The following is a 25,222-nucleotide window of genomic DNA, read 5'->3' as shown; positions in this document are numbered from 1 at the left end:
TGCGGTAACAACTCAGAGGCCCTGTTCATGACGGACGCTCAGATACTTGCCGAAAGCATATTGCAGGCCCTGGCGACCGGCATTCTCATAGGCGCGATCTACGGGCTGATGTGCGTAGGCCTTGCCATGATCTTCGGCATCATGCGGGTCATCAACTTCGCCCAGGGCGATTTCATGATGCTGGGCATGTATGCCGCCTATTATCTGCTCGTCACCTTCGGCGTGCAGGCGCTGTTCGGCACCGTGGCGGGCCCCTACATCGCCGTGGCTGTCGCAGGCCCGCTGCTCTTCGCCTTCGGCTACGGCGTCCACCGGCTGCTCATCCGGCAGGTCACCGGCATCCGCACGGCCGAAATGGAAGCCGAAGGGCATTACGCCCAACTCATCCTGACGCTCGGCATCGCGCTGGTGCTGCAGAATGGCGCCATGATCCTGTTCGGGGCACAGCTCATATCCGTCCGCACCCCGCTCACCGGCGACGCATGGATGCTGCCGCTGGGCGAGGTGATGGCCGTCTTCTTCAACAAGGCGCGCGTGGTGGCGGCAGTGATTTCCGGCGCGATCATTCTCGCATTGTGGCTGGTCATCACGCGTTCGCGGTTGGGCAAATCCCTGCGCGCGGCGGCGGACAATCCGGAAGCCTCCACCTATATGGGCATCGATGTCGACCGCGCCCATCGCACTGCCTTTGCCCTCGGCACGGCGGTCACGGCCGTCGCGGGTGGTCTGCTCGCCACCAACTATCCCTTCCATCCCTTTGTCGGTCTCGAATATGTGATCATCATGTATGCCGGCGTGGTGCTGGGCGGCATCGGCAGCATCATCGGCGCTTTCTGGGGCGGCATGGCCATCGGCCTCGTGCAGCAGCTTTCGATCCTCGTTCTGCCGACGCAACTCCAGAACGCCACGATCTTCGTCTTCTTCCTGCTGATCGTCATCTTGCGTCCGCAAGGCTTCTTCGGCCGGGTCACGGAGCGTACCTGATGGCATTCGTCCGCTCCCTCGTTCCGTTCTTCGTCTTCGCGGCGATTTATCTCGCCGTCGCCATGTTGGTGAGGAACTCCTACTATCAGCTTATCATCACCCTCGTGCTCGTCTGGGCGGCCTTCGGGCTCTCCTGGAACATGCTAAGCGGCTATACGGGGCTGATCTCGTTCGGCCACGCGTCCTTCTTCGGCCTCGGAGCCTTCGCCACGGTGCTGGCGCAGATCAATCTCGGTCTGTCTCCATGGATCATGCTGCCGGTATCGGCGCTCATCGGAGCGCTCGCCGGCGTGCTCATCGGCCTGCCCACTTTCCGCCTGCGCGGTCACTACTTCGCGCTCTCTATGCTCGCCTATCCGCTCGCGATGTACTACGTGTTCCAGTGGCTCGGTTACCCCGAAATCACCATCCCGCGCGTGCTTGAAAATCCGGCCGTCTACATGCAGTTCAGCGACGGCCGGGTCTACACGGTGCTGGCGCTCGTCCTGCTTACGGTGGTCGTCGTCATCAGCCGCTGGGTCGAGCGCTCGCGCTTCGGCATGTCGTTGGTCGCCATCAAGCAGAACGAAGCGGCCGCGGATGCTGCCGGCGTGGACGTTCTGCACTGGAAGCTGAAGGCTATCGCCTTGAGCGGTGCCATTGCCGGTGCCGTCGGCTCCTTCTATGCGGTGGTGATCCTCGTCATCACGCCCAATTCGGTCTTCGGCATGCTTGTCTCCGCGCAGGCGCTGACGGTTGCGATGTTCGGTGGCGTGGGCACGGTCTGGGGGCCGATCATCGGAGCTGCCTTCCTGATCCCGATTGCCGAAGTGCTGCATGCCGAGCTCGGTTCCTACCTGCCGGGCATCCAGGGCGTCGTCTACGGCCTCGCCATCATCGTTCTCATCATCGCAGCGCCGGAAGGCGTTTTCTGGAAAGGCCGCGACCTGTTTCGCGCACGGCGCCCCTCCGCTCCCCGCTCCGAAGCCAAGGAAGCGGCGCGGGCGGCGGATCACGGCAGCGCCGGCCGGGTTCCCATGCGCAGCATATCCGACGAGATCGTGCTCGACGTGTGCAACATCTCCAAGAGCTTCGGTGGATTGAAGGCCGTCCAAGACGTGAGCTTCACCGTGCGCAAGGGCGAGATCCTCGGCATCATCGGCCCGAACGGTGCCGGCAAGACGACGCTTTTCAACCTGTTGAACGGCTTTCAGAAGCCCGACACGGGCCAGGTCCTGCTGCACGGGGAAGATCTCGCCGGCCGCAAGCCCCACTATATCTGCCGGGCAGGCGTCGGGCGCACCTTCCAGATCATGCGGCCCTTCAAGCGCTGGAGCCTGGCCGACAACGTCAAGGTCGGCGCCTATGTGAAGGCGAAGGACGAGGAGGACGCACAGCGGATCGCGCGCGACGCCGTCAGGCGCGTGGGGCTTGCCCCGATTTCCGACAGAGTTGCCTCCGCGCTCACCACCAAGGAGCTGCGCCTGATGGAGCTTGCGCGCGCGACCGCCGGCCAGCCGGAGATCCTCCTGTTGGACGAAACGCTCGCTGGTCTCGGCAGCGACGAGGCGAAGGAGGTGGTTGAGGTTATCCGCGAACTCGCCGCCACCGGCTTCACCATCATCATCATCGAGCACACCATGCAGGCCATGGTGCAGCTCGTTGACCGTTTCCTAGTGCTTGATCACGGGCAACTCCTCACCGAAGGCAAGCCGCAGGAGATCACCAGGGATCCGCGCGTCATCGAGGCATATCTTGGAGCGAAGTGGGCCGCCAATGCTTGAGATCAGCAAGCTGACATCGGGTTATTCCGAAGTCCCGGTGCTGCGGGAGGTCTCGATCACCGTCGGAGCCGGGCAGTTCGTCTCCATCGTGGGGCCGAACGGCGCGGGCAAGACGACGCTCTTCAAGTCGATCTCCGGAACCGTCTCGCCGATGGGCGGGGCGATCCGTTTCGAAGGCGAGGATCTCTTGAAGATCGCGCCATCGGACCGCCCGCATCTGGGCATCGCCCATGTCCCGGAAGGGCGTCAGGTCTTCGCCTCGCTGACTGTGCTCGAGAATCTGGAGATGGGCGCCTTCACGGAGGCCGGCCGGAAATCGTGGAAGACGAACATCGACAAGATCTTCGCCTGGCTGCCCGTCCTGCGTGAGCGTGCGGAGCAGCTCGCCGGCACGCTTTCCGGCGGTGAGCAGCAGATGCTGGCGATCGGTCGTGGCCTCGCCTCGGCGCCGAAGCTCCTGATGCTCGACGAGCCGTCGATGGGGCTGGCGCCCGCCATCGCCGATTTCATTTTCGACAAGCTTATCGAGATCCGCAAGGACACAGGTTTGACCATCTTGCTTGTCGAACAGCGTGTCGCCGAAGCGCTGCAGTTCGCCGACCACGGCTATGTGCTGGAGACCGGACGTGTCGTCCTCGAAGGCAACAGCCAGGCTCTGCAGGCCGACGACCGAATCCGGCAGGCCTATCTGGGCATGTGACTGCCCGAAATCAGAAAGGGAGGAAATGACAATGCGTACCCTGCGAAAGCTTCTACTTGCAAGCGCCGCCGCGCCGTTTGCCGCCCTGGCGTTGGCCGGAACGGCAATGGGCCAGGACGGGACGGAGCCGGTGCAGATCGGCCTTATCGTTCCCGTCTCGGGAATCTACGCTCGCCCCGGCCAGGTCATGCAGATGGGCGCCGAACTCGGCATCGAAGACGTGAATGCCGCCGGCGGCATCTCCTGCCTTGACGGCGCACTGCTGGAGCTGGTGGTGATCGACAGCGGCGACAGCGTCGAGAAGGCGACAAACGCAGCCCAGCGCATGGTTGCCGAATATCCGGATCTCGTCGGCGCCACCGGCGCCTATCTCAGTTCCTTTACGCTGGCGGTCACGGAAGTGACGGAGCGCGCCAACCTGCCGCTGCTCACCCTCTCCTATTCGGACCTGATCACCGAGCGCGGCTTCAAGAACGTCTTCCAGACCTCGGCCACGGCCGGCGCGCAGGCCTCCATCGCCCTGCCGATCATCATGGACCTGGCGGAAAAGCAAACGGGCGAGCGCCCGAACACGGTGGCGATCATCACTGACAACACCGCCGCCTCCCTCTCTTCGGTCGAGCGCATGAAGAGCGGCCTGCTCGACGAGCTCGGCCTCGAAGTGGTCATGGAAGAGGTCTTCACACCACCGCTTGCCGACGCCTCCGCACTGGTGCAGCGCGTTCGCACGAGCCGGCCCGACCTCCTTTTCTTCCTGCCGACCGTGATCTCCGATGCCAATCTCATCCTGCAGAAGATGCAGGAGTTCCGCGTCGACGTGCCGACCATCTCCTTCGGCATCGCCATCGCGGAGCCGGAGGTGCTGAACGTGATGGATCCCGCGCTTCTGGAAGGCGTCATGTCGGCAGTCGCCAACTGGGGCGTGAAGGGCCAGGAGGACCTGATCCAGCGGCTCAACGAGCGCTACGGCGAGCCGTGGATGACGCAGAACGCCATCTCCACCTATGGCGATATGTGGATCTTCAAGACCGCGCTGGAGGAAGCCTGCAGCCGCGACCGCGAAGCGGTGGCCGAGGCGCTGCGCAATCTCGATGCGGGACCCAGCAAGTACTATCCCGGCGGCACGATCAGCTTCGACGAAAAGGGGCGCCGCGACGGCGCCAGCCTGACCATCATCCAGTGGCAGGACGGTGTGCCGGTCACGGTGTTCCCGGGAGAACTGGCGGTTGCCGAGCCGCGCTGGCCGAGCGAATGACCACACATCGTTGAGGCACGCGCGGCGTGCCTGGATTGATCGGCTGATCGACGACCGGCGGGGACAATCGCCGGCCGTCGGCGGCCGGGGATTGTCGCCATGCTTGCACCCCCGGCGGCCAAGAAATCGCGTGATACGTCACGCGATTTTCGACGCTTCCATGTTGGAAGGCAACAAGATTTTGACGCGCTCAATCTCCCCGATTCGCCAGAGCCGATCGAGCAGCGGGCCGAGTTCACCCTCACGCACGGCGCCGCCGGAAAGGGCAAGCGAGCAGAACTTCGCCTCGATTTCGTCACGCGAAAGCGTATTCCCCGGGTCACCCTTCGGCTCGTCGACGCGACCGTGAAGCTCGCGGCCCTCGACCGTCATGACGGTCACCTTGCCGATCCAGCGCGCCGGATAGGCGCTGTCCACTTCCGGGTCGAGCACCATTCTTGTGCGCTCGATGAAGGAGAGCGCCTTGGCGTCGTTGAGCACCTGTGCGAACTCCGCCAGCCCGGCGCGGCGGTGCACCGCCACGAGGCCGAGGGTGGTGCCCATCAAGAACTTGGCCTGATGAACGGACTGCGGCATCGAAACGGCGCCGAGAACGTCGATCGCGCCCTGGTGTACATGCGTGACGACTTCGGCGACGTCTTCCGGTTCAAGGTTATGCGTTTCGATCACCTGAAGCAGCGCATCGGCGGCGGGATGCGTATGCCGGCAGGAGGCGTGGAATTTGAAGGAGGTTTCCGTCACTGCCCAACGCTCACCCAGGCGGTCGAGCAGCCGCGCGGGATCGGCATCGCTCGACATTCCCGCCGCAAGCCCCTGCCTGCCCTCCAGAATCTTCTTTGCGCCCGTAAAACCATTCCTGGCGAGCCACGCCGCCATAAGCCCGTTTTCCGCGGCCTTGGCCGTGTGAAGCTGCTTGGAATCGGCAGCATCGCGCAGGAATTCCCAAAGGCCTGCCGTCTGGGTTCCGGCAGAGCCGAAGGCATGGAGCATGGTCGCGGGACCGAAAGCCAGGAGTCGCCCGGCGGCTGCGGCCGCGGCAAGAGCGCCCGCCGTGCCCGTGGTGTGGAAGACCGTGTAATGCGAGCGGCCGAGGAATTCGCCGACCCGGATGCCGACCTCGTAGCCAGCCACCGATGCGGCCAGAAGGTCGCGGCCCGATGCGCCGAGTGCCTGCGCCGTCGCGAGCGCCGCCGGGAACACGACGGCCGCCGGATGGAAGACAGAGCCGTTGTGGACGTCGTCCTGTTCGGAGACGTGACTAGCGGCGGCGTTCACCGCAGCGGCGAAGATGGGGGATGTCGTGCGGTGGTTGGTCAGGATCTCCGCCGGGCCAGCCGCGGGTCCCATCTCATCGGCATATTGCTCGAGGGCCGAAATCGGCCGCTGCCCATTGCCGGAAAGCGCGGATCCTACCCAATCGACGAAAAGCTCGGTTATGCGCGCGATCACGTCATTGGGAATGGCCTCGTAGCTGAGTCCCGCCGCAAAGGCGGCGAGTTCCGCTGTCTCCGTGCCTTTTGCCTTCCCAAGAAGTGGATTGCGTTCGCCCATGGCTCGATCCCTTTAGAAGGAACGTGGCAGGCCGAGGACATGCTCTGCCACATAGGAGAGGATGAAGTTGGTCGAGATCGGCGCGACCTGATAGAGCCGCGTCTCGCGGAATTTGCGCTCGACGTCATATTCCTCGGCGAAACCGAAGCCGCCATAGGTCTGCAAGCAGACATTGGCAGCCTCCCAGGAGGCGTCCGCCGCCAGCAGCTTGGCCATGTTGGCCTCCGCACCGCAGTCTTCCCCCGCGTCGAACTTCCGCGCCGCCTTGAAGCGCATCAGGTTCGCCGCCTCGATGTTCACATAGCCGCGGGCCATGGGAAACTGGACGCCCTGGTTCTGACCGGTCGGGCGGTCGAAGACCCGCCGCTCCCTTGCATAAGCTACCGCCTTTTCGGTGAACCAGTAGCCGTCACCGATGCATTCGGCCGCAATCAAGGTGCGTTCCGCGTTGAGCCCGTCGAGAATGTACCGGAATCCCCTGCCCTCCTCGCCGATCAGGTTCTCGGCCGGAATCTCCAGGTCGTCGAAAAACAGCTCATTCGTCTCGTGGCCCACCATGTTGCGGATGGGCTTCACCGTCAGCCCGTTGCCGATCGCCGCATGCAGGTCGACCAGGAAGATGGAAAGGCCCTCGGACTTCTTCCTCACCTCGGCCAATGGAGTCGTGCGGGCGAGCAGGATCATCAGATCGGAATGCTGGATGCGCGAGATCCAGACCTTCTGGCCGTTGACGAGATAGCGGTCGCCCTTCTTTTCCGCCGTGGTCTTCAGCCTCGTGGTGTCCGTTCCGGTCGTCGGTTCGGTGACGCCCATCGATTGCAGGCGCAGCTCTCCGGAAGCGATCTTCGGCAGATATTTCTCCTTTTGTGCCTCAGAGCCGTGACGCAGCAGCGTGCCCATATTGTACATCTGGCCGTGGCAGTGGCCCGCATTGCCGCCTGCCCGGTTGATCTCCTCCATGATGATGGAGGCCTCCACGAGCCCCAGCCCGGAGCCGCCATATTTTTCGGGAATCATGGCCGCGAGCCACCCGGCTTTGGTCAGCGCCTCGACAAATTCTTCCGGATAGGTCCGATCGGCGCCGTGCCTGCGGTGGTACTCCGGCGGAAAGCCGGCACAAAGCGTGCGCAGCGCCTCGCGCAGGTCTTGATGTTCGTCATGCGTGGCTTTCATGGCGACTCGCTTCCTTGGCTTCCTACCGCGGTAATCTCTTCCTCACCCAATCCGATCTCGCGGAGAATGGCTGTGGTATGCTCACCAAGAGCGGGAACGGGGCCGAGCCGCGGCTGCCACGCCGCACCTGAGAACGGCAGAAGGGCCGGGATGGTGCGGCCAGGCATGCCGACATCCCGCCATCGCCCGCGCGCGGCAAGCTGCGGATGCGCCCAGAGCGCGGCCATGTCGTTGACGGTCGCCGTGCCTATGTTGGCTGCCTCGAGCCTCGACATGGCCTCTGCTGTCGCCAGCTTGGCCATAGCCGACCTGATCTGCGGATCGAGCAGTTCCATGTGTCTCGTACGGCCCGCATTCCCCTTGAAGCGCTCGTCCACCGCAAGATCCTCCCGCTCCAGCACGAGGCGGCAGAAGGCCTGCCATTCGCGGTCGTTTTGCAGGCCGAATAATACCGTGCCGTCGGAGGTGTCATAAGGGCCGTAGGGAAATATGGTCGCGTGACCTGCTCCGGCGCGCCGCGGAGGCTCCGCCGTATCGGTGGCGAAATACATGGCATAGCCCATCCACTCGGCCATGGCTTCCAGCATGGAGATCTCGATGTGGTCGCCCCTGCCGGTCTTGTGACGGTTCAGGAGCGCAGCGAGGATAGTGCTGTAGGCCGAGACGCCGGCCGCGGTATCGGCAATAGAAATCCCCGCCTTGGCCGGCGCCTCCGGCGTGCCCGTGACGGAGAGGAAACCGGCCTCGGCCTGGATCAGGAGGTCGTAGGCCTTTTTCCCGCCATAGGGGCCGCCTTCTCCATAACCGGAGATCGCGCAGGTGATCAGCCTTTCGTTTTCGGCACGGAGCGTCTCGTGGCCAAGTCCAAGGCGGTCGGCCGCGCCCGGCGCCAGGTTCTGCACGAAGACGTCAGCCTTCTCTATAAGCCGCCTGAGCACGGAGACTGCCTCCGGCTTCTTCAGGTCGAGCGTGAGGCTCTCCTTTGAGCGATTTGTCCACACGAAGTGGCTGGCCTCGCCCCGCGCGCGCTTGTCGTATTGGCGCGCGAAGTCGCCGCCATCCGGCCGTTCCACCTTGATGACGCGGGCGCCCTGGTCGGCCAACAGCCGCGTCGCATAGGGCGCGGCGATGGCCTGCTCCAGGCTAACGACGAGAATTCCGTCGAGCGGGCGCGTCATGTCTCCACCACGGCGGTTGCCGTCATCGCCAGGCCGCCCTCGGCATTCGTCGCCCAGAGATCAACCCTACCTTCCCGGTCCGGCGGACTGCCGTTGAGATGCATCTCCCGGCCGTCGAAGAGCGGCGAGACGGCGCGGAAACCGAATGATTTGATCCGCGCCGCCGGCAGCTTGCGGCGAACAAGATCGAGCAGTAGCGTGGCCGACAGCGGGCCATGGACGACGAGGCCGGGATAACCTTCCACGTCGGTGACATAGGGCCGGTCGTAATGAATTCGGTGGCCGTTGAAGGTAAGCGCGGAATAGCGAAAGAGCAGGACCGGATCCGGCGCCAGCAAGCGGTGCCATTCGCCAGGTTCCCGTTTCTCCGGTGCGGGCGTCACCGCCGGCTGCTGCAGGCCGCGATAGACGATATCGTGTTCGTCTGTGACAAGAACCGGCCCGTCGGGTCTGCCGATCTCATGGCGGACCGTGACGAAGACGAGTTCGCTGGCCCGCCCCTCCTTCCGCTTTACGGAGGCGATGATCGATCGCCGCACGAGCGGCGCGCCGACCGGCAGGTCACCTGCAAAGTCGAGCCTGCTCCCCGCCCACATCCGCCGTGGCAGATGGTGGACCGGTGGCAGGAAGCCGCCCCGCTTGGCCTGGCCGTCCGGCCCCAGTCCCGACTGCCTTTCGCACGGCAGGAAGACGAGCCAATGGGAAAGCGGCGGCGCGGGATAGCCCTCACCGGGCGGAGGATCGTCGCGGTCGAGAGTCGCGAGGAAGCGCGCGACCGTCTCCGCGGTGAGGACATCCTCGCGCGTCTCGGACTTCCCGATCCAGTCTTCGAGCGGCGTTTCCATATGTGTTTCCTGGCTGCCTTGGGTACGATAGAAGGGACTGCCCGCGGGCCGCAACAATATTGTCTTACCGTATGATCTTGATTCCTTGCGCAGCGCCGCCCCGGCGGTTTCGCTGCCGTTACTTCATCCGTTCCGGCAGCCAGGTCACGATCTCCGGATAGGCATAGATCAGGACCTGGAACCCCAGCATGATGCCCACAAACGGCAGGACGCCGTAGACGATCTCGCGCAAGGGCACACTGCTGGCAACGCCTCGGAGGATGAACAGAACGATGCCGACCGGCGGCGTGACGAGCCCGACCTCGATCATAATTACCAGCGCCACGCCGAACCAGAGCGGATCCAGCCCAAGCGACATGATGATAGGAAAGGTGACGGGTAGCGTCATCAGCATCATGGAGATGGATTCGATGAACATGCCGAGCACCACATAGATCGCAGCGATCACCAGCATGATCATCCATGGCGCAAGCTCGGTCGCCTCGACATAGTTCACCAGCGTCCGCGGGATGCGCAGGAAGTCGAAAACCCAGCTCATGATCGCCGCGCCGACGACGATCATCAGCAGGAAGGACGTGATGCGAACCGTCTCCAGCGCGATCTCCGCCATCGCCCGCAACGTGATCATGCGGCGCAGGAGGCAGATGAAGAAGGAGGCGGCCGCCCCCACCGCGCCCGCCTCGCTCGGCGTGGCGATGCCGAGATAGAGCGAGCCCAGCACCATCAGGATGATGATGGCGAACGGCAGGACGGAGGCCGTTCCCCTCAGCTTCTCCGCAATTGTGAAGTGCTCGCCGCGCGGCGTCGCCGCAGGCCGCAAGACGGACCAAGCTGCCACACCGCCCATGAAGCCGAGGCTCAACAATATGCCCGGAATGATGCCGCCGACGAAAAGTTGGGTGACCGGCACGCCCACTGTGGTGCCGTAAATGATCATGGCAATGCTGGGCGGGATCAGGATTCCCAGCGTGGCCCCCGCCGCCACGACCCCGAAGGTGAGCCTCTGGCTATAGCCGCGCTTGATCATCTCCGGACAGGCGACTTTGCCCATCGTGGCAGCCGTGGCCAGGCTCGAGCCGGAAACCGCAGCGAAGACCGCCGAAGCGCCCACCGTCGCATGCGCCACGCCGCCCGGCGTGCGGCCGAACCAGCGCGTCAGCGCGTCAAACATCTCGCTGGTCACCCCGCTGCGGATGAGCAGCGCACCCATGAGGACGAACATGGGCACAGCGGTCAGCGTGAAGGTGTTGACGCTGTTCCAGGATCGCTCCGCCAGCACGGAAAGCAGCGGGTTGGGTAGGAGGAAGACCAATCCCAAAAGCCCGACGATGCCGAGCGTGAGCGCCACACGCACCCCGACGAGCAGCAGGCCTAGAAGTGTGGCGACAAGGAGAAGGCCCATCAGCGGCAGGGCCGCCCCCTTGGCCGTCCAATAGACGAGGCCGAGAGTGCCGATCGCGGCCCCCACGGCAAGGAGCATCCTAGGGCCGTTGACGACGAGCACACCGGCCAGCGCCACCACCACTATGGCCATCGAACCGTAATCGAGGGGCCAACCAGTGGGTCGAACCGGTCCGATGCCGAGCCAGACAAGGAACAGGGGAAGGCCGAGCGCAAGCAGCGGCACCACCACGGAAACGGAGCGATACGGTCGGCTGCTCCTGAGGATATCCCCGAAAATGGCTAGCGCGAAGGCGAGATAGCCGATGGAGACAGGGACCTGCGGGATCCATTGCGGGGTGCCCAGCAGACCCCAGTCGCGGGTGTCGTTCACATATTCCTGATAATTGAAGATCACCATCTGCCAGCCGGTGAACAGGACGAAAACGAGTCCGAGCCAATTGGCGAAGATCTCGAAGACGCGGCGCCGCTCCGCCCGCAGGTTGGCGAGCACGAGCTCCACCTGCACGTGGTCGCCGGCCCTCTGCGCCTGGGCCAGCCCCAGAAAGGTCATGCCGACCAGGATGTAGGTGGCGATGTCCGTGCCCCAATAGGTGGGATCGTTGAGCGCATATCGGGAAAAGATCTCGAAGCAGACGATCGAGGTCATCACCACGAGTGCGAGCGCGCTGAGATATCCCGTTGCATCGCTGACGCGGTCGATGAGGATAATGGTGGATGTGGCTTCGCCCGAAGGTGACGAGGGCGTATCCACGCATTCCTCCGCGTGCTGCATCTGAATCCTCCCGCTCAAGCTCCCCTCGCCGGCACATGACACAGCTGCATCTCTACCGACACCGGCCGCGCGGCAGACAGGGAAAACACGACCGAAGCTAGCATCGGCTTTCGACCGTTGCAATGTCCTGTGTGATTGTATTATTGTCAGTGCATCCGATTTCAGAGGGCAGTTCGGCCGCGCCCATACAACCAGGGAGGAACAGCATGACAAGGAAACTCGACAAGGCGGGTGCCTGCGGAATTGCGTCGCTGATCGGCAGCGTGGCTACGCGTGCCGTTGCGTTCGGCTTTGCCGTTTCCGCCATGTTGGCCCTGCCCTCGCAGGCGGCCGCCCAGGACTTCGACCTCACGATGGGTGTGCTTGCGTCTCCGAACTCGCTCTACACGGCCATGATGGAGCAGGTGCCCGAGCGCATCTCCAAAGCGACCGGCGGGAAGGTTCAGGTCACGCTCAACGATTCGCTGGTCGGCGGCACGCAGATCACCGCCGCTGTAAGGGATGGACGCGTGCCGATGTCCGGCGCGTTGCACACCTATCTGGCGGGCGACGATCCACGGATGGGTCTGTTCAACCTGCCCGGCCTCGTCAACAACATGGCCGAATACACCTATCTCTGTGAAGCCTTCTGGTGCCAAGACGTGGAGCGGCTGTGGGAGGAGAATTGGAACTCTGTCGTTCTGGCCGAAGGGGCCTGGTGCAGCCAGGCGCTGTTCTCGAAAGAACCGATCCGCACCTTGGAGGATTTCCGCGGCAAGGTGCTCAGGGTCCACAATCCCCAGACGGCCGCGCTGATGGAGGCAATCGGGGCGGAGCCGGCACCCCTGCCGCTCTCCGAGATACCGCCGGCGCTCGAACGCGGCGTCATCGACGGTGTCTTCACATCCACCTGCTACGGCAACGGCCAGGAATATTGGCGGCTGGCCGAAAACGTCCAGAACTGGCAGATCGGGCCGATCACCGGCTGGGTCGTCATCATCAACAAGGATGTATGGGAATCCATCCCCGAGGACCTGCGCACCGCGATCCAAGCGGAGATGGACGATCTCGAGCACGAGGCGCTCTATAACTTCTATGACTATGTCAATGCCGCCGTCGCCGACATGGAAGCGGCAGGGATCGAGTACTGGACGGCGCCACAGAGCGAGGTCAACCGCGTAACCGCGCCAGAATATGCCGAGGCTGCCTATCAGGCCTTCTACGACCGGGCCCGGGAGCTCGGCTTCGACGGCGAGGCCTATGTCGAGCGCGCGCGTGCCGTTCTTGGAAAGTGACTGCGGGCTTGCCTGCAAGACAGCATCAGTGCCGGCGCGTGCTTGCGCGCCACGAAAGTTCCTCCCGCCGCGCCCGGCGTCGCGGGAGCTGCATTGTCTCGCTTCGCACGGGACAATGCACGGTGGGTGCCACCGTTCCCCATGGCCCAACAGACCGGGCTCCGTAAGGCGACCAGGCATTATCAGGAAGGTGAAGAGCTAGATGGACGACAAACTGTTCGACAAGGGATTGGCAAAGCGCAAGGCGACGCTTGGCGCGGAGTACGTCGAGAAGAATCTCGCCTCGGCGGATGACTTCAGCCTTCCATTTCAGGAGGCGATGACGGCGTGGTGCTGGGGCTTTGGATGGGGCGACGATGCAATCGACCCGAAGACGCGCAGCCTCATGAATCTCGCAATGCTCGGAGCGCTCGGCCGTTGGCACGAATGGGAGACCCATTGCCGCGGCGCCCTGCGTAACGGTGTTACCAAGGAACAGATCCGCGCGGCCGTCCATGTCGTCGCGATCTACGGCGGCGTTCCATGCGGAGTCGAATGCTTCCGCATCGCGCGCAGGATTCTGGAGGAGGCCGGGCAGCTCTAAGCAGCCCGCGCCCCCTTCCATCTACCCGGCCTTCGACAGACAGGACGGAACGCGTATCCAGCGCGCGTTGGCGTCCACTTCTCGAACCAGTCGCCATTCAAGCCGCTTCACTGACAAGCGTCGAACCCGTGCGGCGAAGATCATCCGTAGCGACGAAGCGCCAGAAAGCCACATCTAGCTAGCTTCTGGACTTCGCTCTCACTGAAACAGGTATCCGTTCATTTTCGCTTTGTCACTGCACAGAAAATGCACGGGGATCTCATTAACAAGTTGAGATCTAAGGATTCTCCGTCCAGTCCATCATGGGTGCGACGGCGAACTTAAGGGCTTGGTTATACTGCATCTTCCTGCATTGTCATGGAGCTGATCGAGAACGTGTGCATTGGCTTTTGGACCAGATTGCACACGCTTTTAGCACTTTGATCTCTCTGTGCACACCGAACGCACACGCCGGGAAGGAGTTCAACGAACGGCGACCTTCGTAAAATTGGTTCGGGGGAGTGGTATGTACAAGTGCGCACCCAGGACAAGAACATCTGGGTGCCCTATGGCGAGTGTGAGGCGACCCTATGCCGTCCGTGAAAGGCTCAATAGCGGTGGTGGAGGTGACGGGCGAGGTCCGCTCGAGGCCCTTGATCCCGCTGGGTGACGAATCGTCAGCCATAAACATCTCCACGTGCCGTCAGGCTCGTGCCTTAATTTCACATGGCATTCTTGCTTTCGATTGTCGTCACCAGGATTTCACCGCCGTTGACGCCAGCACGAAGGACACAGTCCCGTGCCTCATCCTAGCGCGCCCATGATTCCCCCGCTGCCACCGGACCCGCAAGGCGTGTGTTGACACCACACGGCACGTTATTGATATATTACAGGATATCACAGGGAGGAAATGATGAAGATCGCCTTTTCCATAACCGCCACCGCCATCGGATGGATGCTCGCGCTGAACGGGGCGGCTCTTGCCCAGTGGCCGGAGCGCCCCTTGACCTTGATCGTCCCGGCCGGGGCCGGCGGCGGCACCGACGCGACGGGGCGCCTGCTTGCGCAGGAGCTCGAAGAGCGCCTCGGCCAGCCGGTCAACGTGGTCAACCAGGGCCAGGGCGGCGGCGTCGTCGGGTTTACGACAATGACCGAGGCCGACCCTGACGGTTACACGCTCGGCATCGCCTACAACTTCGCCCACTACAAACCGATGGGCCAGGGTGATTTCGACGTCGACGACTTGACGCCGATCGCCCAGTACAATTTCGATCCCGCCGGCTTCCACGTCCGCCAGGATTCGGAGTGGGATTCGATCACGCAGGCGCTGGACGACATCAAGGCCGATCCGGCCGCCTACGACATAGCCTGCGGCGGCGGCTGCGGCGGCTCCTGGCCGATCGCGTTGGCAACGCTGCTCCAGGAATGGGAGGTGGATCTTTCGCAGGTGCGTATGATCTCCGGCCAGGGCGCCGCGGCGGCGCTGCAGGAGATGGTCGCCGGCGGCTTTGATGTCGTGCCCTGCTCGGTACCGGAAGCCGGTCCGCTGATCGAAGCCGGACAGGTCAAGGGACTCGCCGTCTTCGGCTCCGAAAGGCTGCAGGCCTTTCCCGACATTCCGACGCTGGAGGAAGAGACCGGGCTGGAGCTCGAACTGGGCGCCTGGCGCGGGCTTGTCGCTCCCGCCGGCCTGCCCCAGGAGATCGCCGATCAGCTGGAGACGGCCATGGAAGACATCTACAATGATGAGGATTTCCAGCAGACGATGGTCTCGCGCGGCTTCGGCCTGCGGTGGCGCAACTCGGACGACTTCAAGGCCTTCCTCCTCAACGAGGAGGAGCAGGTTCGTGAACTGATCGGCACGCTGGGCCTTTAGTGCCCGCTCCAACTACGAGATGGACGGGCGCCGTCGGCGGGCGGCGCCCATATATGCAGGTCCAAAGAAGTCCATGAATTCGAGAAACACCGCGATCGGGGGAGCGTTCATGGTTCTCGGCGCGGCACTGATCGTCTTCGCCATGCCGCTGGAGACGCCGCGCCACATTCCCTACGGTCCCGATCTCTTCCCCAATATCGTCGGTATCGGCATGATTGTCTTCGGTCTCGTCGCCGCCATCCGCGCCTGGACGGGCGCCGATGCGGCGCCGGGCTTGCGGGGTGAGCGCCGGTTCGGACTGCCGGTCGTGGCCTTTCTCGCCGTTCCCCTTCTATTCGTCGCCGCCGCCCCTGCCCTCGGCTATCTCATCATCATGCCGCTCTTGCTTGGCGGCCTGATCGGCCTGATGCGCGGACGCTGGATCAGTTCGCTTCTGATCGGGACGGCGATCGCCTTCGCCCTGCAGGTTCTGTTCCAGCAGCTTATGCGCGTCCCGCTGCCCTGGGGCCTCCTTGAACCGTATGCAGGGGTGCTGACATGGATGTGATGCTGCGCGCCCTCGTGCTGCTGGCCGATCCGGTCGTCATTACGGCCATGGTGCTCGCAGCCATCTATGGCCTTGCCGTCGGCTCGGTCCCCGGCCTCACCGCATCGATGGCCGTGGCGCTGATCATCCCCATCACCTATTTTCTCGACCCCGTGCCGGCGCTGGCAGGGGTCATGACCCTCTCGGCCATGGCGATCTTCGCCGGCGATTTACCGGGCGCGCTTCTGCGCATCCCCGGCACGCCGGCATCGGCCGCCTATGCCGACGAAGCCTATCGCATGACGCAGCAAGGCAGGGCGTCGCAGGCGCTGGGCGTGGGGCTCGTCTGTTCAGCCGTCGGCGGTGTCTTCGGCGCGATACTTCTGATCACCGCGGCGCCATGGCTGGCGCGGATAGCCCTTCAGTTCTCCAGCTACGAGAAATTCTGGCTTGCCTGCCTGGGACTGACGGCGGCGGCGGCTGTCAGCCAGGGACACTGGACAAAGGGCGCATTGTCGCTGCTGCTCGGTCTGGCGATCGCTCAGGTGGGCCTGGACCCGGTTTCCGGCCAGATGCGTTTCACCTTCGGTTTCAGCGCCCTGTCCGCAGGACTGAGCTTCATCCCCGTCCTCATTGGCTTTTTCGCCATTCCCGAACTGCTGCGCTATGCCCTCGGTGCCGGCCGCAACGGGGCGCAAGTCGCCGCTGCCGCCGTCGGCCTGTTTCACGGGCTATGGACGGACTTGAAGCGGCTGCGCTGGGGGATCGCCCGCGGTTCGGCAATCGGTGCGGTGATCGGCGCCATTCCCGGCGCCGGCGCCGATATCGCCGCCTACGTCTCCTATGCGCTCTCCAAGCGTCTTTCCCGGCACCCGGAAAAGTTCGGCACCGGCATCACCGACGGGATCGCCTCGGCTTCAGCCTCCAACAACTCCTCCATCGGCGGAGCGCTGATTCCGGCCACCGTCTTCGGCATTCCCGGAGACAGCCTGACCGCCATCATCATCGGCGTCCTGTTCATGAAGGGCCTCAACCCCGGGCCGAACGTCTTCCTGATGAACGCGGATCTGATCAATGCCGTCTTCCTGTCCTACCTCATTGCCAATATCCTGATCGTGCCTTTCGGCTTCGCCGCGATCGCCGGCTATCGCTACGTTCTCAAGGTGCCGAAGTCGGTCCTGATGCCGGCGATCCTGGCCTTCTGCATCGTCGGCGCCTTCGCCGTCGACAACACCATGTTCGCCGTCCTCACCATGCTGATGATGGGCATCATCGCCTACGCGCTTGAAGAAGGCGGCTATCCGCTGGCACCGGCCATTCTCGGGCTGGTGATCGGGCCGATGCTGGAAGAGACCTTCCTTACGTCGTTGACGCGAGCGCGCGGTGAACTGCTGGCCTTCGTGGAAAGGCCCGTCGCCGGCGGCCTGGCGGCCGTAACGATCATTTTGTGGCTGTCGCCGCTGATCGTCTTTCTGATCCGCCTGATCAGGAACAGGAAAGATGCGCAGCGTGACCGAGGGGGCCAGTCCCGTGCTTGAGCCGGAAAGCCGATCGGAAGCAGCCTACCGGGCGATCGAGGAGATGGTCGTCACCCTGCAGTTGCCGCCGGGCACGGTAACCACCGAGCAGAAGCTGTGCGAGCGCACCGGCCTCGGCCGCACGCCGGTGCGCGAGGCGCTGCTGCGGCTTTCCCATGGCTTCCTGGTCACCATACTGCCGCGGCGCGGCGTCCTCGTCCGGCCCGTCGAGGTCGACTACATTCTCATGACGATCGACATACGACAGTCTGTGGAGCGTCTGATGGTCCGCCGGGCGGCACAGCTGGCCGACGATTTCCAGCGTCGCCGGCTCCGCGATCTCGCGGCGCTGATCGAGGAGGCGGCGCACGCGCCGGACCCGCTGCGCTTCATGCGCATCGACGATGCGTTCAATCGTCTACTGGCCAAGGCGGCGCAGCACGAAGTGGCGGCCCGCACCTTTGAGCCCCTGCACTGCGTCAACCGCCGGGCGGGCTTCGTCTATGCGGGCGCGGAAGGCAAGGGACTTGCCGAGACCGGCCGCGAGCACGTGCGGATCATGCACGCCATCGCCGCGGGGAATGCCGCGGAAGCCGAAGCGGCTCTGGACGCACTTCTCGCCAAGTCGATCGAAATCGCCCACGAATTGTCGGCCAGCCAGGCAAGGGAGCTTGTCCCGTGATGCAACGGCCGCACCGGCACGGCGCCGCCCTCGCCTGCCCTTTTTCCAGGCGCAGACCGGAACGAAGATGACCAGGCGCGCAAAATCCTTCAAGGTCGTCATTCATGGCGACAGTTTCGCCGACCGGCAGGCCGACATCGAGACTGCGCTCGGCGACAAGTTCTGCGTCGTCGCCGTCGGGCTCGGCGCGGCAGCCGAGGAGAAGCAAGCCGCCTTCGACGATGCCGTGGCGGCGATCACCGTCCGCTACGACGCGGCGACGCCCGCCCCCGCCTCGCTCCGGCTCGTCCAGGTTCCCGGCATCGGATGGGACGACATCGACCTCGCCCATGTCCCGCCCGGCGCGAACGTGTGCAATGTCGGCGGGCATGAGACAGGTGTCGCCGAGTACGCGGTTGCCCAGATTCTGGAGTGGTGTCATCGGCTCCGCCCGGCGGAGGAAAGCTTCCGGCGCGGGTCCTGGGAGCGGTCAAGCCGCTTCGGCGCAGCTCCGCATCGCGAGCTTTCGGGCTCAACCGTCGGCATTGTCGGCTTCGGCGCGATCGGCCGGGTGCTGGCGCGGCAGTTGCGCGGTTTCGGCGTCCGCATCCTAGCGGCCAACCGCTCACCGATCCCCGACGGTTCGGGTGTGGACGGTCGGTTCGCGCTGAATGACCTGCCGGCAATGGCAGCCGAATGCGATTTTCTCGTCGTTGCACTGGCCCTGACGCGGGAGACGCGCGGCCTCGTCGATCGCGCCGCTCTCGATGCGCTGGGCGCCAAGGGGGTGCTGGTAAACGTGGCGCGCGGGCCGGTCGTGGACGAGACGGCGCTTTGGCAGGCGCTGAGCGACCGCCGCCTCGGGGGGGCCGTTATCGATGTTTGGTACCGGTATCCGCCCGCCGAGGACTCCGACCAGCGCCCCGGGCACTATCCGTTCGAGACATTGCCCAACCTCGTCATGACACCGCACCTTTCCGGCTGGACGGCCGGCACGGTCGAGCGGCGGCTGGCCTTCATGGTTGAAAACATCCGCCGCGCAGCCGAAGCGCGGCCGCTGCTCAATGTGGTGTCCAGCCCCTCTGCCCGCGCTGGGCGGAAACCGCCAGAGGCGCCGCCCGCACACATTCCTGACACCGGTCGCGGAAAGCAGTGATGAAAAAGCTCCCGAAAGGCGTGCACACCGTCCTCTATGCCCTGTTCGATGCCGACGGCGAACCGGACCGCCAAGCGATGCGCCGCCAGGTGGAGATCTGTATCGACCAGCATGGCGCCGCCGGTATCGTCACGCTGGGACTGGCGACGGAGGTGCGGCACCTGACGCAACAGCAGCGCCGCCGCATTGTCGAGTGGAATGCCGCGGACATCGCGGGCCGGGTGCCACTCGGCGTCACCATCTTCGAGCCGACGCCAGAGGAACAGATTTCGGCGATCGCTCATGCCGCCGATCACGGCGCCGACTGGGCTATCATCCAGCCGCCCGTAACGGCCTCGGACGAAACGGCGCTGGCCACGGCATTCGGCACGGTCTTACGGCAATGCCCGATCCCCGGCGCCATACAGAACGCGCCGCAATTCATCGGCGTCGGCCTCGGCGTCGACGCCATCCGTCGCTTGGGCGACGATCACGACAACCTTGTCGCTGTCAAGCAGGAGGTCTCGGCCGTTGAAACGGCTGCCCTGGTCGATGCGGTGGGCGAGCGGCTGCAGGTCTTTTCGGGGCGCGGAGGGCTGGAGTTGATCGATTGCATGCATGCCGGGATCGAAGGCCATGTCCCGGCACCGGAATACGCCGATTTCCTGATCAGGATCTGGAATGCCATGGCCGCCGGCAAGGAGAACGAGGCCCGTGCCGCCTATGCACGGCTGCTACCCATGGCGACCTTCGTCGTCCAGTCGCTCGACACGTTAACAATATACGGTAAGTTGCTGTTTTGCCGCCGTAACGGCCTCTCGTTTCACCCACGTCGCGGAGCACCGGCCCCCACACCCTTCGGCTTCAGGGCGCTGACGGGACACGCGCATATGCTGGGTATAGACACCGCCGGCTGGGACCCGATCGGCTGACCTGCTCGGCAGAGCCCGGTGCTACCACTCGGCGATGGAGCCGTCCTTGTGCCGCCAGACAGGAGCGCGCCAGTCGTGCCCCTTCTCGGCATAATCGCGCACAACGTCCTCATCGACGACGATCCCCAGGCCCGGTCCGTCGGGGATGTGGAGGAACCCGTCCTCGCACACGAATTGGCTTTCCGGCGCCAGCGTGTCGAGAAGATCGCCGCCGCTGTTATAGTGGATGCCAAGGCTCTGCTCCTGGATGAAGGCGTTGTGGCACACGGCATCGATCTGCAGGCAGGCGGCAAGGGCGATCGGCCCCAGCGGGCAGTGTGGCGCCAGCGCGACGTCGTACGCCTCGGCCATCGCGCCGATGCGGATGGTCTCGGTGATGCCGCCCATATGGCAAGGGTCCGGGTTGATCACCTGTGCAGCCCGTGCCTCGAACAGGGCCTTGAACTCGGCGCGGCTGTGCATGCGCTCGCCGACCGCCAGCGGGGTCGACGTCAGCCGCGACAGCTCGCGCAGGGCTTCCAGTTGCCCCGGTGCCACCGCGTCCTCGATAAAAAGTGGCCGCAGCGGCTCGAGTTCGCGCACCAGAACCCGCGCCATCGGCGCGTGCACACGGCCGTGGAAATCGAAGGCGAGATCCAGTTGCAGTCCGACCGCTTCCCGCAGTTCTGCGAGCCGCGTGACGATGCGGTCGATCTCGGCATGGGAATCGACGACGGCAAGCTCGTCGCAGATGTTCATCTTCACCGCGGTAAAGCCCGCCTCCATTGCCGAGCGCGCCTGCGCGACGAGGTCGCGCGGGCGGTCGCCGCCGATCCAGATATAGCTGCGAACACGATCGCGCTGTGTGCCACCGAGCAACGCATGGACCGGAACGCCGAGCGCCTTGCCGGTAATGTCCCAGAGCGCCTGGTCGATGCCGGAAATTGCGCTCATCAACACCGGCCCGCCGCGGTAGCAGCCATTGCGGTAAAGCATCTGCCAGGCGTCATTGATGCGGCGCGGGTCATGGCCGATCAGCATTTCGGACAGCTCGTTCACCAGCGCTTCGAGCGTGCCGGCCCGGCCTTCCAGGATCGGTTCGCCCCAGCCGCTTATTCCAGCATCGGTGTCAATCTTCAGGAACAGCCACCGCGGCGGCACGCGAAAGGTCTCAAGACGTGTGATCTTCATGCCGCAGGCGCTCCATCACAACTCCACGCCATGGAGATCCTTGACCTCCGCGGCGCCGATACCCGTCTCTACCATGCCAACAGGCACAGACAAACTCCGCAGCGCTGCCCGCACCGAAAGCGACCAGAACGCGCTAGGAATCGCCCAAGACAGGTGCGCACCGTCGTGGTTGTCAGTGGCGTATCATCCCAGCATCCACATTCAGTGTCTGGCCGGTGATCCAGCGCGAATCGTCGGAGGCCAGGAAAGACACGACATCGGCGATGTGCTCCGGCTGTCCCCTGCCCTTTACGGCCTGCAGCATCTCTACGAACCCGAAGGACTCATTGTGGGGACTGGCCTTGACGCCGTCGCTCTCGATCAGCCCCGGCGTCACGGCATTCGCGGTGATGCCGTGCTGACCGAGTTCGGTCGCCAGCGCGCGCATGAAGCCGATAATTCCGCCCTTGGCGGCGACATACGCCGCCATATTGGGCGTGCCGGCGAAGAAGGTATTCGACGAGATGCTGATGACGCGCCCGCCTTTGCCCGCGGCACGCATGCGGTCCGTCGCCGCGCGCGTGACGATGAACGTACCGGTCAGGTTGACGTCGATTATTCTGCGCCAGTGGTCGAGGTCGACCTCGTCCCACGGCACGAAAGGCACGATGGCGGCATTGTTGACGAGAATGTCGAGGCCGCCGGCGCGCCTCTCGATCTCCTCGAACAGCGCGGCGACGGAGGATGGATCGGAGATGTCGGCGGCGATCGCCAGCGCGCCGCGGCCGATGTCCGACGCGGCGGCCTGCGCGCCCTCGGCATTGATGTCGCTGACGATCACCGTCGCGCCGTCCCCAGCAAGGCGCTGGGCGATCGCCCTGCCTATCCCCTGTGCCGCACCGGTCACCAGTGCCGTCTTGCCCGCAAGCCTGTCGGCCATTTTCATTCTCCTTGAAGTTCTGTTGCGAATATGCGGCCTCACGCCGCATCGATGACGGCGAGCGCGGCCTCCACACCGCGTCCCACGTTCGCCGTGCCGCCCAGCGCGTTCAGCGCTCCGCCGAGCGCCGTGACAGCCGCCACAGCGAAGATCGGCTGCGCCGTCGGGCCCATGTGGCCGATGCGCGTCAGCTTGCCCTGGGTCTCCGCGCGGCCCGAGGAGAAGACTACGCCGTAGCGCTCGCGCGCAACGCGGCGCAGTTCGGCCTCGTCGATCCCCTCCGGCGTCCTGACCGCGGTCGTGGTCGGGGAGGCAATCGTCTCGCGTGCCGCCCACAATGCGGCGCCCATGGCCGTCACGCCGGCACGCGTGGCGGCCGCCGTCAGGGCATGCCGCTCCCAGACCTTCTCCGGCCCCTCGCCAAGATAAAGGTCGAGCGCGACGTCCAGGCCGTTGATCTCGGCAACCGATGGCGTGAACGGAAAGGCCTCCTCGCGCGACCATGCGTTCTCCCAATCGAGGATGCTGAGAATGGAGGCGCGTGGTGCGTTCGCATTGGCCTTCATCTTGTCCCAGCCCCGCCCACTGACACCCAGCATGGTGAGCCCAGGCGGTGCGCCGAGGCACTTGTTCGGCCCCGTGACGTAGATATCTGCGCGGCAGTCCTCCGGATGCGTTCGCATGCCGCCGAAGGAAGAGACCGCATCGACGATCAGATAGGCGCCGTGCGCGCGCACCAGCGTGCCGATCTCCTCGATGGGGTTGATCGTGCCGGAAGGCGTGTCGTGCTCGCAGGCCGAAACGACGGTGATCTCGGGATGGGCCTTCAGCATCTCGGCCACGGCGGCCGGGTCGACCGCCTCGTTGTAGGGCACTTCCAGTTCCAGGACGTTGGGCGAATAGCGCTTGGCCCAGTAGCCGAAGCCCTTGCTGTAGACGCCGGACACAAGGTTCAAAACCACATCTTCCGGCGCGATCAGCGAGGCCGCCGCCGCCTCCAGACCGAGCACCGGCTCGCCTTGCAGGATGACCGGCCGCGTCTCGGTACGCATCGCTACCTGCGCCTTTTCCACCACCTGTTCATAGAGGCGCTGAAAAGCCGGGTCGTAGTCGTAGAGAACGGTGCGGCCGAGCCCGCGCAGGACATCCGGATAGGCGTTGACGGGGCCGGAGGTCAGGGTGACGGCCGGCTCCATTTCGGGCGTATATCGCATGTCGGTCCTCCTCTCCCGTTTCAGCTGTAGAATTGCGTGCCGGTGCGGTATGTCCTGAAGCACTCCATGTCGTGGGAGAAGAAGAGCTCGGCATCGTGCTTTTCGGCGATTTCCTTGACGCGGCGCATGGATTGCACGCCGGCCACCGGATCGATGTGGAAGGACGCCTGGCACAGCGTCTCAAGGCTCTTCTTGGTATAGGCCGCGTCGAGGACGAGCATCATGGGGCGACGGTTGGCAAGCTCCACCATGACGCTGTAGTGGCCGATGGCGTGGCCCGGCGTGAAGATGAGATGCACGCCCTTGGCCAGCTCGAGATCGCCTTCCACGCCCTCGAAACGCGAATTGGCCGCGGTCGTCCCCTCCAAGAGCTGGTCGCTCAGGCCGCGTGCCTCGGCCGCCTCGGCCGAGAAGCTCAGGTCGGAGTAGCCGAGCATCTCGAAGGGTTCGGGACTGGCGGCCTGCCGAATCTCGTCCTTGTGGCACATCTTCTTGGCATCGGGGAAAAACTTGTTGCCGCCGCAATGGTCGAAATGGAAGTGGGTGTTGAAGACGACGTCGATGTCCTTGGGCTCCAGGCCGATCAGGGCGAGGGCGCCAGGGATCGTCTGGTCCTTCGTCTGCATGGGCTTTTCGAAGGGCAGCACCTTCTGGACATGGTCGTAGTCATAGCCGGTGTCGATCAGGAACCGTCCCTCATCGTGCTCGATGAGAACGGAATAGGTGGGAAAGCGGATCTCGCCGCCCGGCCCCTTGTTCCAGAAGATGTGGAAGCCGTCGAGGACGAGCGAGCCGCCGTCGAGAAAGTAGACCTTGGTGTCCGACATTTCTTTCCTCCTGTTGCTGCGGGCTCCCCCGCTTTCGATTGGCCTTCATCGCTCGCCGCGCTTGTAGGGAATGCCGAATGCGGCCGGCAGGCTGGCGCGCCGCCCGAAGATCACCAGCATCACCATCACCGCCAGGAACGGCAGCATCTGGATGACGTCGGTGGGTATGTTGATGCCGCCGACCTGCATGGCCGTGGTCAGCGACAGGCACAGGCCGAAGATGAGCGCGCCCGCAAGCACCCATAGCGGGCGCCCGCGCGCCAGCATGGCCAGGACGATGCCGAGGAAGCCGGCACCGTTGGTGATGAAGGGAATGAAGATGCCGGCACCGACATTGGCGAGATAGGCGCCGCCGATGCCGGCCATGGTCCCGGTGAAGAGAACGGCGGCGGTGCGGGTGCGGATGACGTCGACGCCGGCGACGTCCAGCGCCGCCGGCTTGTCGCCCGCCGCCTGCAGGCTCATGCCGAGTTGCGTGCGACGGTAGACCTGGATCATGACGAAAACGAGGGCGACGGCCAGATAGACGATCAGGTGGTGGCGGAAGAAAGCCGGCCCCAGGACCGGAATATCGGCCAGCAGCGGAACATGGGTGTTCTGTACGGCCGGCAGACGCGGATAGCTGCGCGAGAACTGGAAATGATGCAGCAACGCCGTCAGGCCCTCGAGCCCCAGCGTCAGGGCGATGCCGATGACGATCTGATTGAGCCCGATGCGCACGCACAGGAGCGCCATCACGGCCGCGACCAGCACGCCGCCAGCCGCGCCCGTAAGGAAACCGAGCCACAGCGAACTCGAATAATAGGCACCGACGAAGCCGAGATAGGCGCCTGAAATCATCATCCCTTCGATGCCGATATTGAGAACGCCGGCCTTTTCCGACATCTGCTCCCCCAGCCCCGCCAGAAGGAGCGGGACAGCCGCCGTGACGGCGCCGAAAAGCAGCGTGCTCAGGAAGACCTCGCTGAACAGTCCACCCATGCC

General features: G+C 64.4%; 22 protein-coding genes. 12 read left to right on the top strand and 10 right to left on the bottom strand.

Annotation, left to right across the window (positions count from 1 at the left end; translation table 11 throughout):
* The first annotated feature begins 27 nt into the window (after window positions 1–27).
* The 4 genes from SIN08_RS04765 to SIN08_RS04750 are packed head-to-tail and all read left to right on the top strand — an operon-like array spanning window position 28 to window position 4,702.
* On the top strand, window positions 28–984 hold the full coding sequence (locus SIN08_RS04765; RefSeq protein WP_322450432.1) for a branched-chain amino acid ABC transporter permease: 957 nt from the start codon (window positions 28–30) through the stop codon (window positions 982–984).
* On the top strand, window positions 984–2,747 hold the full coding sequence (locus tag SIN08_RS04760) for a branched-chain amino acid ABC transporter ATP-binding protein/permease (RefSeq protein ID WP_322450431.1): 1,764 nt from the start codon (window positions 984–986) through the stop codon (window positions 2,745–2,747). The genes SIN08_RS04765 and SIN08_RS04760 overlap by 1 nt, the downstream gene beginning before the upstream one ends.
* A complete protein-coding gene (locus tag SIN08_RS04755; RefSeq protein WP_322450430.1) occupies window positions 2,740–3,447 on the top strand; it encodes an ABC transporter ATP-binding protein in 708 nt (235 codons plus the stop codon). Before SIN08_RS04760 ends, SIN08_RS04755 begins: the two co-directional genes overlap by 8 nt.
* A 31-nt stretch (window positions 3,448–3,478) precedes the next feature.
* On the top strand, window positions 3,479–4,702 hold the full coding sequence (locus SIN08_RS04750; RefSeq protein ID WP_416208014.1) for an ABC transporter substrate-binding protein: 1,224 nt from the start codon (window positions 3,479–3,481) through the stop codon (window positions 4,700–4,702).
* A gap of 138 nt (window positions 4,703–4,840) precedes the next feature.
* On the opposite strand, the gene SIN08_RS04745 is transcribed toward SIN08_RS04750, so the two are convergent.
* From SIN08_RS04745 to SIN08_RS04725, 5 genes are all read right to left on the bottom strand, one after another.
* Window positions 4,841–6,253 carry an MmgE/PrpD family protein gene (locus SIN08_RS04745; protein ID WP_322450428.1) on the bottom strand — a complete coding sequence of 471 codons (1,413 nt, stop codon included), beginning with the start codon at window positions 6,251–6,253 and terminating at the stop codon, window positions 4,841–4,843.
* A gap of 12 nt (window positions 6,254–6,265) precedes the next feature.
* Complete coding sequence (locus SIN08_RS04740) at window positions 6,266–7,426, bottom strand: acyl-CoA dehydrogenase family protein (RefSeq protein WP_322450427.1); 1,161 nt, start codon at window positions 7,424–7,426, stop codon at window positions 6,266–6,268.
* Window positions 7,423–8,604 (bottom strand): CaiB/BaiF CoA-transferase family protein, encoded by a 1,182-nt coding sequence (locus SIN08_RS04735; RefSeq protein WP_322450426.1) that lies wholly within the window; start codon window positions 8,602–8,604, stop codon window positions 7,423–7,425. The genes SIN08_RS04740 and SIN08_RS04735 overlap by 4 nt, the downstream gene beginning before the upstream one ends.
* Window positions 8,601–9,449, bottom strand: a complete 849-nt coding sequence (locus SIN08_RS04730) for an FAS1-like dehydratase domain-containing protein (protein ID WP_322450425.1) — start codon at window positions 9,447–9,449, stop codon at window positions 8,601–8,603. The genes SIN08_RS04735 and SIN08_RS04730 overlap by 4 nt, the downstream gene beginning before the upstream one ends.
* A 118-nt stretch (window positions 9,450–9,567) precedes the next feature.
* Window positions 9,568–11,625 carry a TRAP transporter large permease subunit gene (locus SIN08_RS04725; RefSeq protein ID WP_322450424.1) on the bottom strand — a complete coding sequence of 686 codons (2,058 nt, stop codon included), beginning with the start codon at window positions 11,623–11,625 and terminating at the stop codon, window positions 9,568–9,570.
* A 206-nt stretch (window positions 11,626–11,831) separates the two neighbouring features.
* Here SIN08_RS04725 and dctP point away from each other — a divergent pair, with 206 nt between their 5' ends.
* From dctP to SIN08_RS04685, 8 genes are all read left to right on the top strand, one after another.
* The gene (dctP, locus tag SIN08_RS04720) at window positions 11,832–12,899 is read left to right on the top strand and encodes a TRAP transporter substrate-binding protein DctP (protein ID WP_322450423.1); all 1,068 of its coding nucleotides are present in this window, start codon (window positions 11,832–11,834) and stop codon (window positions 12,897–12,899) included.
* 202 nt (window positions 12,900–13,101) lie between these two features.
* On the top strand, window positions 13,102–13,482 hold the full coding sequence (locus tag SIN08_RS04715) for a carboxymuconolactone decarboxylase family protein (protein ID WP_322450422.1): 381 nt from the start codon (window positions 13,102–13,104) through the stop codon (window positions 13,480–13,482).
* A gap of 889 nt (window positions 13,483–14,371) precedes the next feature.
* Window positions 14,372–15,337, top strand: coding sequence for a tripartite tricarboxylate transporter substrate binding protein (locus tag SIN08_RS04710; protein ID WP_322450421.1), 966 nt, complete (start codon window positions 14,372–14,374; stop codon window positions 15,335–15,337).
* Window positions 15,338–15,410: 73 nt separating this feature from the next.
* Window positions 15,411–15,884, top strand: coding sequence for a tripartite tricarboxylate transporter TctB family protein (locus SIN08_RS04705; protein ID WP_322450420.1), 474 nt, complete (start codon window positions 15,411–15,413; stop codon window positions 15,882–15,884).
* Window positions 15,875–17,401, top strand: a complete 1,527-nt coding sequence (locus SIN08_RS04700) for a tripartite tricarboxylate transporter permease (RefSeq protein ID WP_322450419.1) — start codon at window positions 15,875–15,877, stop codon at window positions 17,399–17,401. The genes SIN08_RS04705 and SIN08_RS04700 overlap by 10 nt, the downstream gene beginning before the upstream one ends.
* A complete protein-coding gene (locus tag SIN08_RS04695; RefSeq protein WP_322450418.1) occupies window positions 17,364–18,062 on the top strand; it encodes a GntR family transcriptional regulator in 699 nt (232 codons plus the stop codon). The genes SIN08_RS04700 and SIN08_RS04695 overlap by 38 nt, the downstream gene beginning before the upstream one ends.
* A 67-nt stretch (window positions 18,063–18,129) precedes the next feature.
* On the top strand, window positions 18,130–19,197 hold the full coding sequence (locus SIN08_RS04690) for a 2-hydroxyacid dehydrogenase (RefSeq protein WP_322450417.1): 1,068 nt from the start codon (window positions 18,130–18,132) through the stop codon (window positions 19,195–19,197).
* Entirely contained in the window at window positions 19,197–20,108 is a 912-nt protein-coding gene (locus tag SIN08_RS04685) for a dihydrodipicolinate synthase family protein (protein ID WP_322450416.1), read from the top strand. Before SIN08_RS04690 ends, SIN08_RS04685 begins: the two co-directional genes overlap by 1 nt.
* A 21-nt stretch (window positions 20,109–20,129) precedes the next feature.
* On the opposite strand, the gene dgoD is transcribed toward SIN08_RS04685, so the two are convergent.
* The 5 genes from dgoD to SIN08_RS04660 form a co-directional block, all read right to left on the bottom strand.
* Window positions 20,130–21,278, bottom strand: a complete 1,149-nt coding sequence (gene dgoD, locus SIN08_RS04680) for a galactonate dehydratase (protein ID WP_322450415.1) — start codon at window positions 21,276–21,278, stop codon at window positions 20,130–20,132.
* A 172-nt stretch (window positions 21,279–21,450) separates the two neighbouring features.
* A complete protein-coding gene (gene pldH, locus SIN08_RS04675) occupies window positions 21,451–22,197 on the bottom strand; it encodes a pyridoxal 4-dehydrogenase, SDR-type (protein WP_322450414.1) in 747 nt (248 codons plus the stop codon).
* A gap of 38 nt (window positions 22,198–22,235) precedes the next feature.
* A complete protein-coding gene (gene ppaT / locus SIN08_RS04670; protein ID WP_322450413.1) occupies window positions 22,236–23,411 on the bottom strand; it encodes a pyridoxamine--pyruvate transaminase in 1,176 nt (391 codons plus the stop codon).
* 20 nt (window positions 23,412–23,431) lie between these two features.
* Complete coding sequence (pldA, locus tag SIN08_RS04665) at window positions 23,432–24,238, bottom strand: 4-pyridoxolactonase (RefSeq protein WP_322450412.1); 807 nt, start codon at window positions 24,236–24,238, stop codon at window positions 23,432–23,434.
* Window positions 24,239–24,283: 45 nt separating this feature from the next.
* Window positions 24,284–25,219 (bottom strand): putative B6 ABC transporter permease subunit 1, encoded by a 936-nt coding sequence (locus tag SIN08_RS04660; RefSeq protein ID WP_322450411.1) that lies wholly within the window; start codon window positions 25,217–25,219, stop codon window positions 24,284–24,286.
* Window positions 25,220–25,222 lie beyond the last annotated feature (3 nt).

The organism is Chelativorans sp. M5D2P16, assembly GCF_034427935.1.
Taxonomy (GTDB): domain Bacteria; phylum Pseudomonadota; class Alphaproteobacteria; order Rhizobiales; family Rhizobiaceae; genus Chelativorans.
Note: the sequence above shows the minus strand (reverse complement) of the source record. Positions and strands in the feature narration are given on the sequence as shown.

What these genes read in the sequence shown, in the direction of transcription:
- SIN08_RS04705 (WP_322450420.1), top strand. Translation starts at nt 15,411, where the DNA reads ATGAATTCGAGAAACACCGCGATCGGGGGAGCGTTCATGGTTCTCGGC.
- ppaT (WP_322450413.1), bottom strand. Translation starts at nt 23,411, where the DNA reads ATGCGATATACGCCCGAAATGGAGCCGGCCGTCACCCTGACCTCCGGC.
- SIN08_RS04685 (WP_322450416.1), top strand. Translation starts at nt 19,197, where the DNA reads ATGAAAAAGCTCCCGAAAGGCGTGCACACCGTCCTCTATGCCCTGTTC.
- SIN08_RS04695 (WP_322450418.1), top strand. Translation starts at nt 17,364, where the DNA reads ATGCGCAGCGTGACCGAGGGGGCCAGTCCCGTGCTTGAGCCGGAAAGC.
- SIN08_RS04710 (WP_322450421.1), top strand. Translation starts at nt 14,372, where the DNA reads ATGATGAAGATCGCCTTTTCCATAACCGCCACCGCCATCGGATGGATG.
- SIN08_RS04730 (WP_322450425.1), bottom strand. Translation starts at nt 9,449, where the DNA reads ATGGAAACGCCGCTCGAAGACTGGATCGGGAAGTCCGAGACGCGCGAG.
- SIN08_RS04745 (WP_322450428.1), bottom strand. Translation starts at nt 6,253, where the DNA reads ATGGGCGAACGCAATCCACTTCTTGGGAAGGCAAAAGGCACGGAGACA.
- SIN08_RS04765 (WP_322450432.1), top strand. Translation starts at nt 28, where the DNA reads ATGACGGACGCTCAGATACTTGCCGAAAGCATATTGCAGGCCCTGGCG.
- pldA (WP_322450412.1), bottom strand. Translation starts at nt 24,238, where the DNA reads ATGTCGGACACCAAGGTCTACTTTCTCGACGGCGGCTCGCTCGTCCTC.
- dctP (WP_322450423.1), top strand. Translation starts at nt 11,832, where the DNA reads ATGACAAGGAAACTCGACAAGGCGGGTGCCTGCGGAATTGCGTCGCTG.
- dgoD (WP_322450415.1), bottom strand. Translation starts at nt 21,278, where the DNA reads ATGAAGATCACACGTCTTGAGACCTTTCGCGTGCCGCCGCGGTGGCTG.
- SIN08_RS04750 (WP_416208014.1), top strand. Translation starts at nt 3,479, where the DNA reads ATGCGTACCCTGCGAAAGCTTCTACTTGCAAGCGCCGCCGCGCCGTTT.
- SIN08_RS04715 (WP_322450422.1), top strand. Translation starts at nt 13,102, where the DNA reads ATGGACGACAAACTGTTCGACAAGGGATTGGCAAAGCGCAAGGCGACG.
- SIN08_RS04690 (WP_322450417.1), top strand. Translation starts at nt 18,130, where the DNA reads ATGACCAGGCGCGCAAAATCCTTCAAGGTCGTCATTCATGGCGACAGT.
- SIN08_RS04725 (WP_322450424.1), bottom strand. Translation starts at nt 11,625, where the DNA reads ATGCAGCACGCGGAGGAATGCGTGGATACGCCCTCGTCACCTTCGGGC.
- SIN08_RS04735 (WP_322450426.1), bottom strand. Translation starts at nt 8,604, where the DNA reads ATGACGCGCCCGCTCGACGGAATTCTCGTCGTTAGCCTGGAGCAGGCC.
- SIN08_RS04660 (WP_322450411.1), bottom strand. Translation starts at nt 25,219, where the DNA reads ATGGGTGGACTGTTCAGCGAGGTCTTCCTGAGCACGCTGCTTTTCGGC.
- SIN08_RS04700 (WP_322450419.1), top strand. Translation starts at nt 15,875, where the DNA reads ATGGATGTGATGCTGCGCGCCCTCGTGCTGCTGGCCGATCCGGTCGTC.
- pldH (WP_322450414.1), bottom strand. Translation starts at nt 22,197, where the DNA reads ATGGCCGACAGGCTTGCGGGCAAGACGGCACTGGTGACCGGTGCGGCA.
- SIN08_RS04755 (WP_322450430.1), top strand. Translation starts at nt 2,740, where the DNA reads ATGCTTGAGATCAGCAAGCTGACATCGGGTTATTCCGAAGTCCCGGTG.
- SIN08_RS04760 (WP_322450431.1), top strand. Translation starts at nt 984, where the DNA reads ATGGCATTCGTCCGCTCCCTCGTTCCGTTCTTCGTCTTCGCGGCGATT.
- SIN08_RS04740 (WP_322450427.1), bottom strand. Translation starts at nt 7,426, where the DNA reads ATGAAAGCCACGCATGACGAACATCAAGACCTGCGCGAGGCGCTGCGC.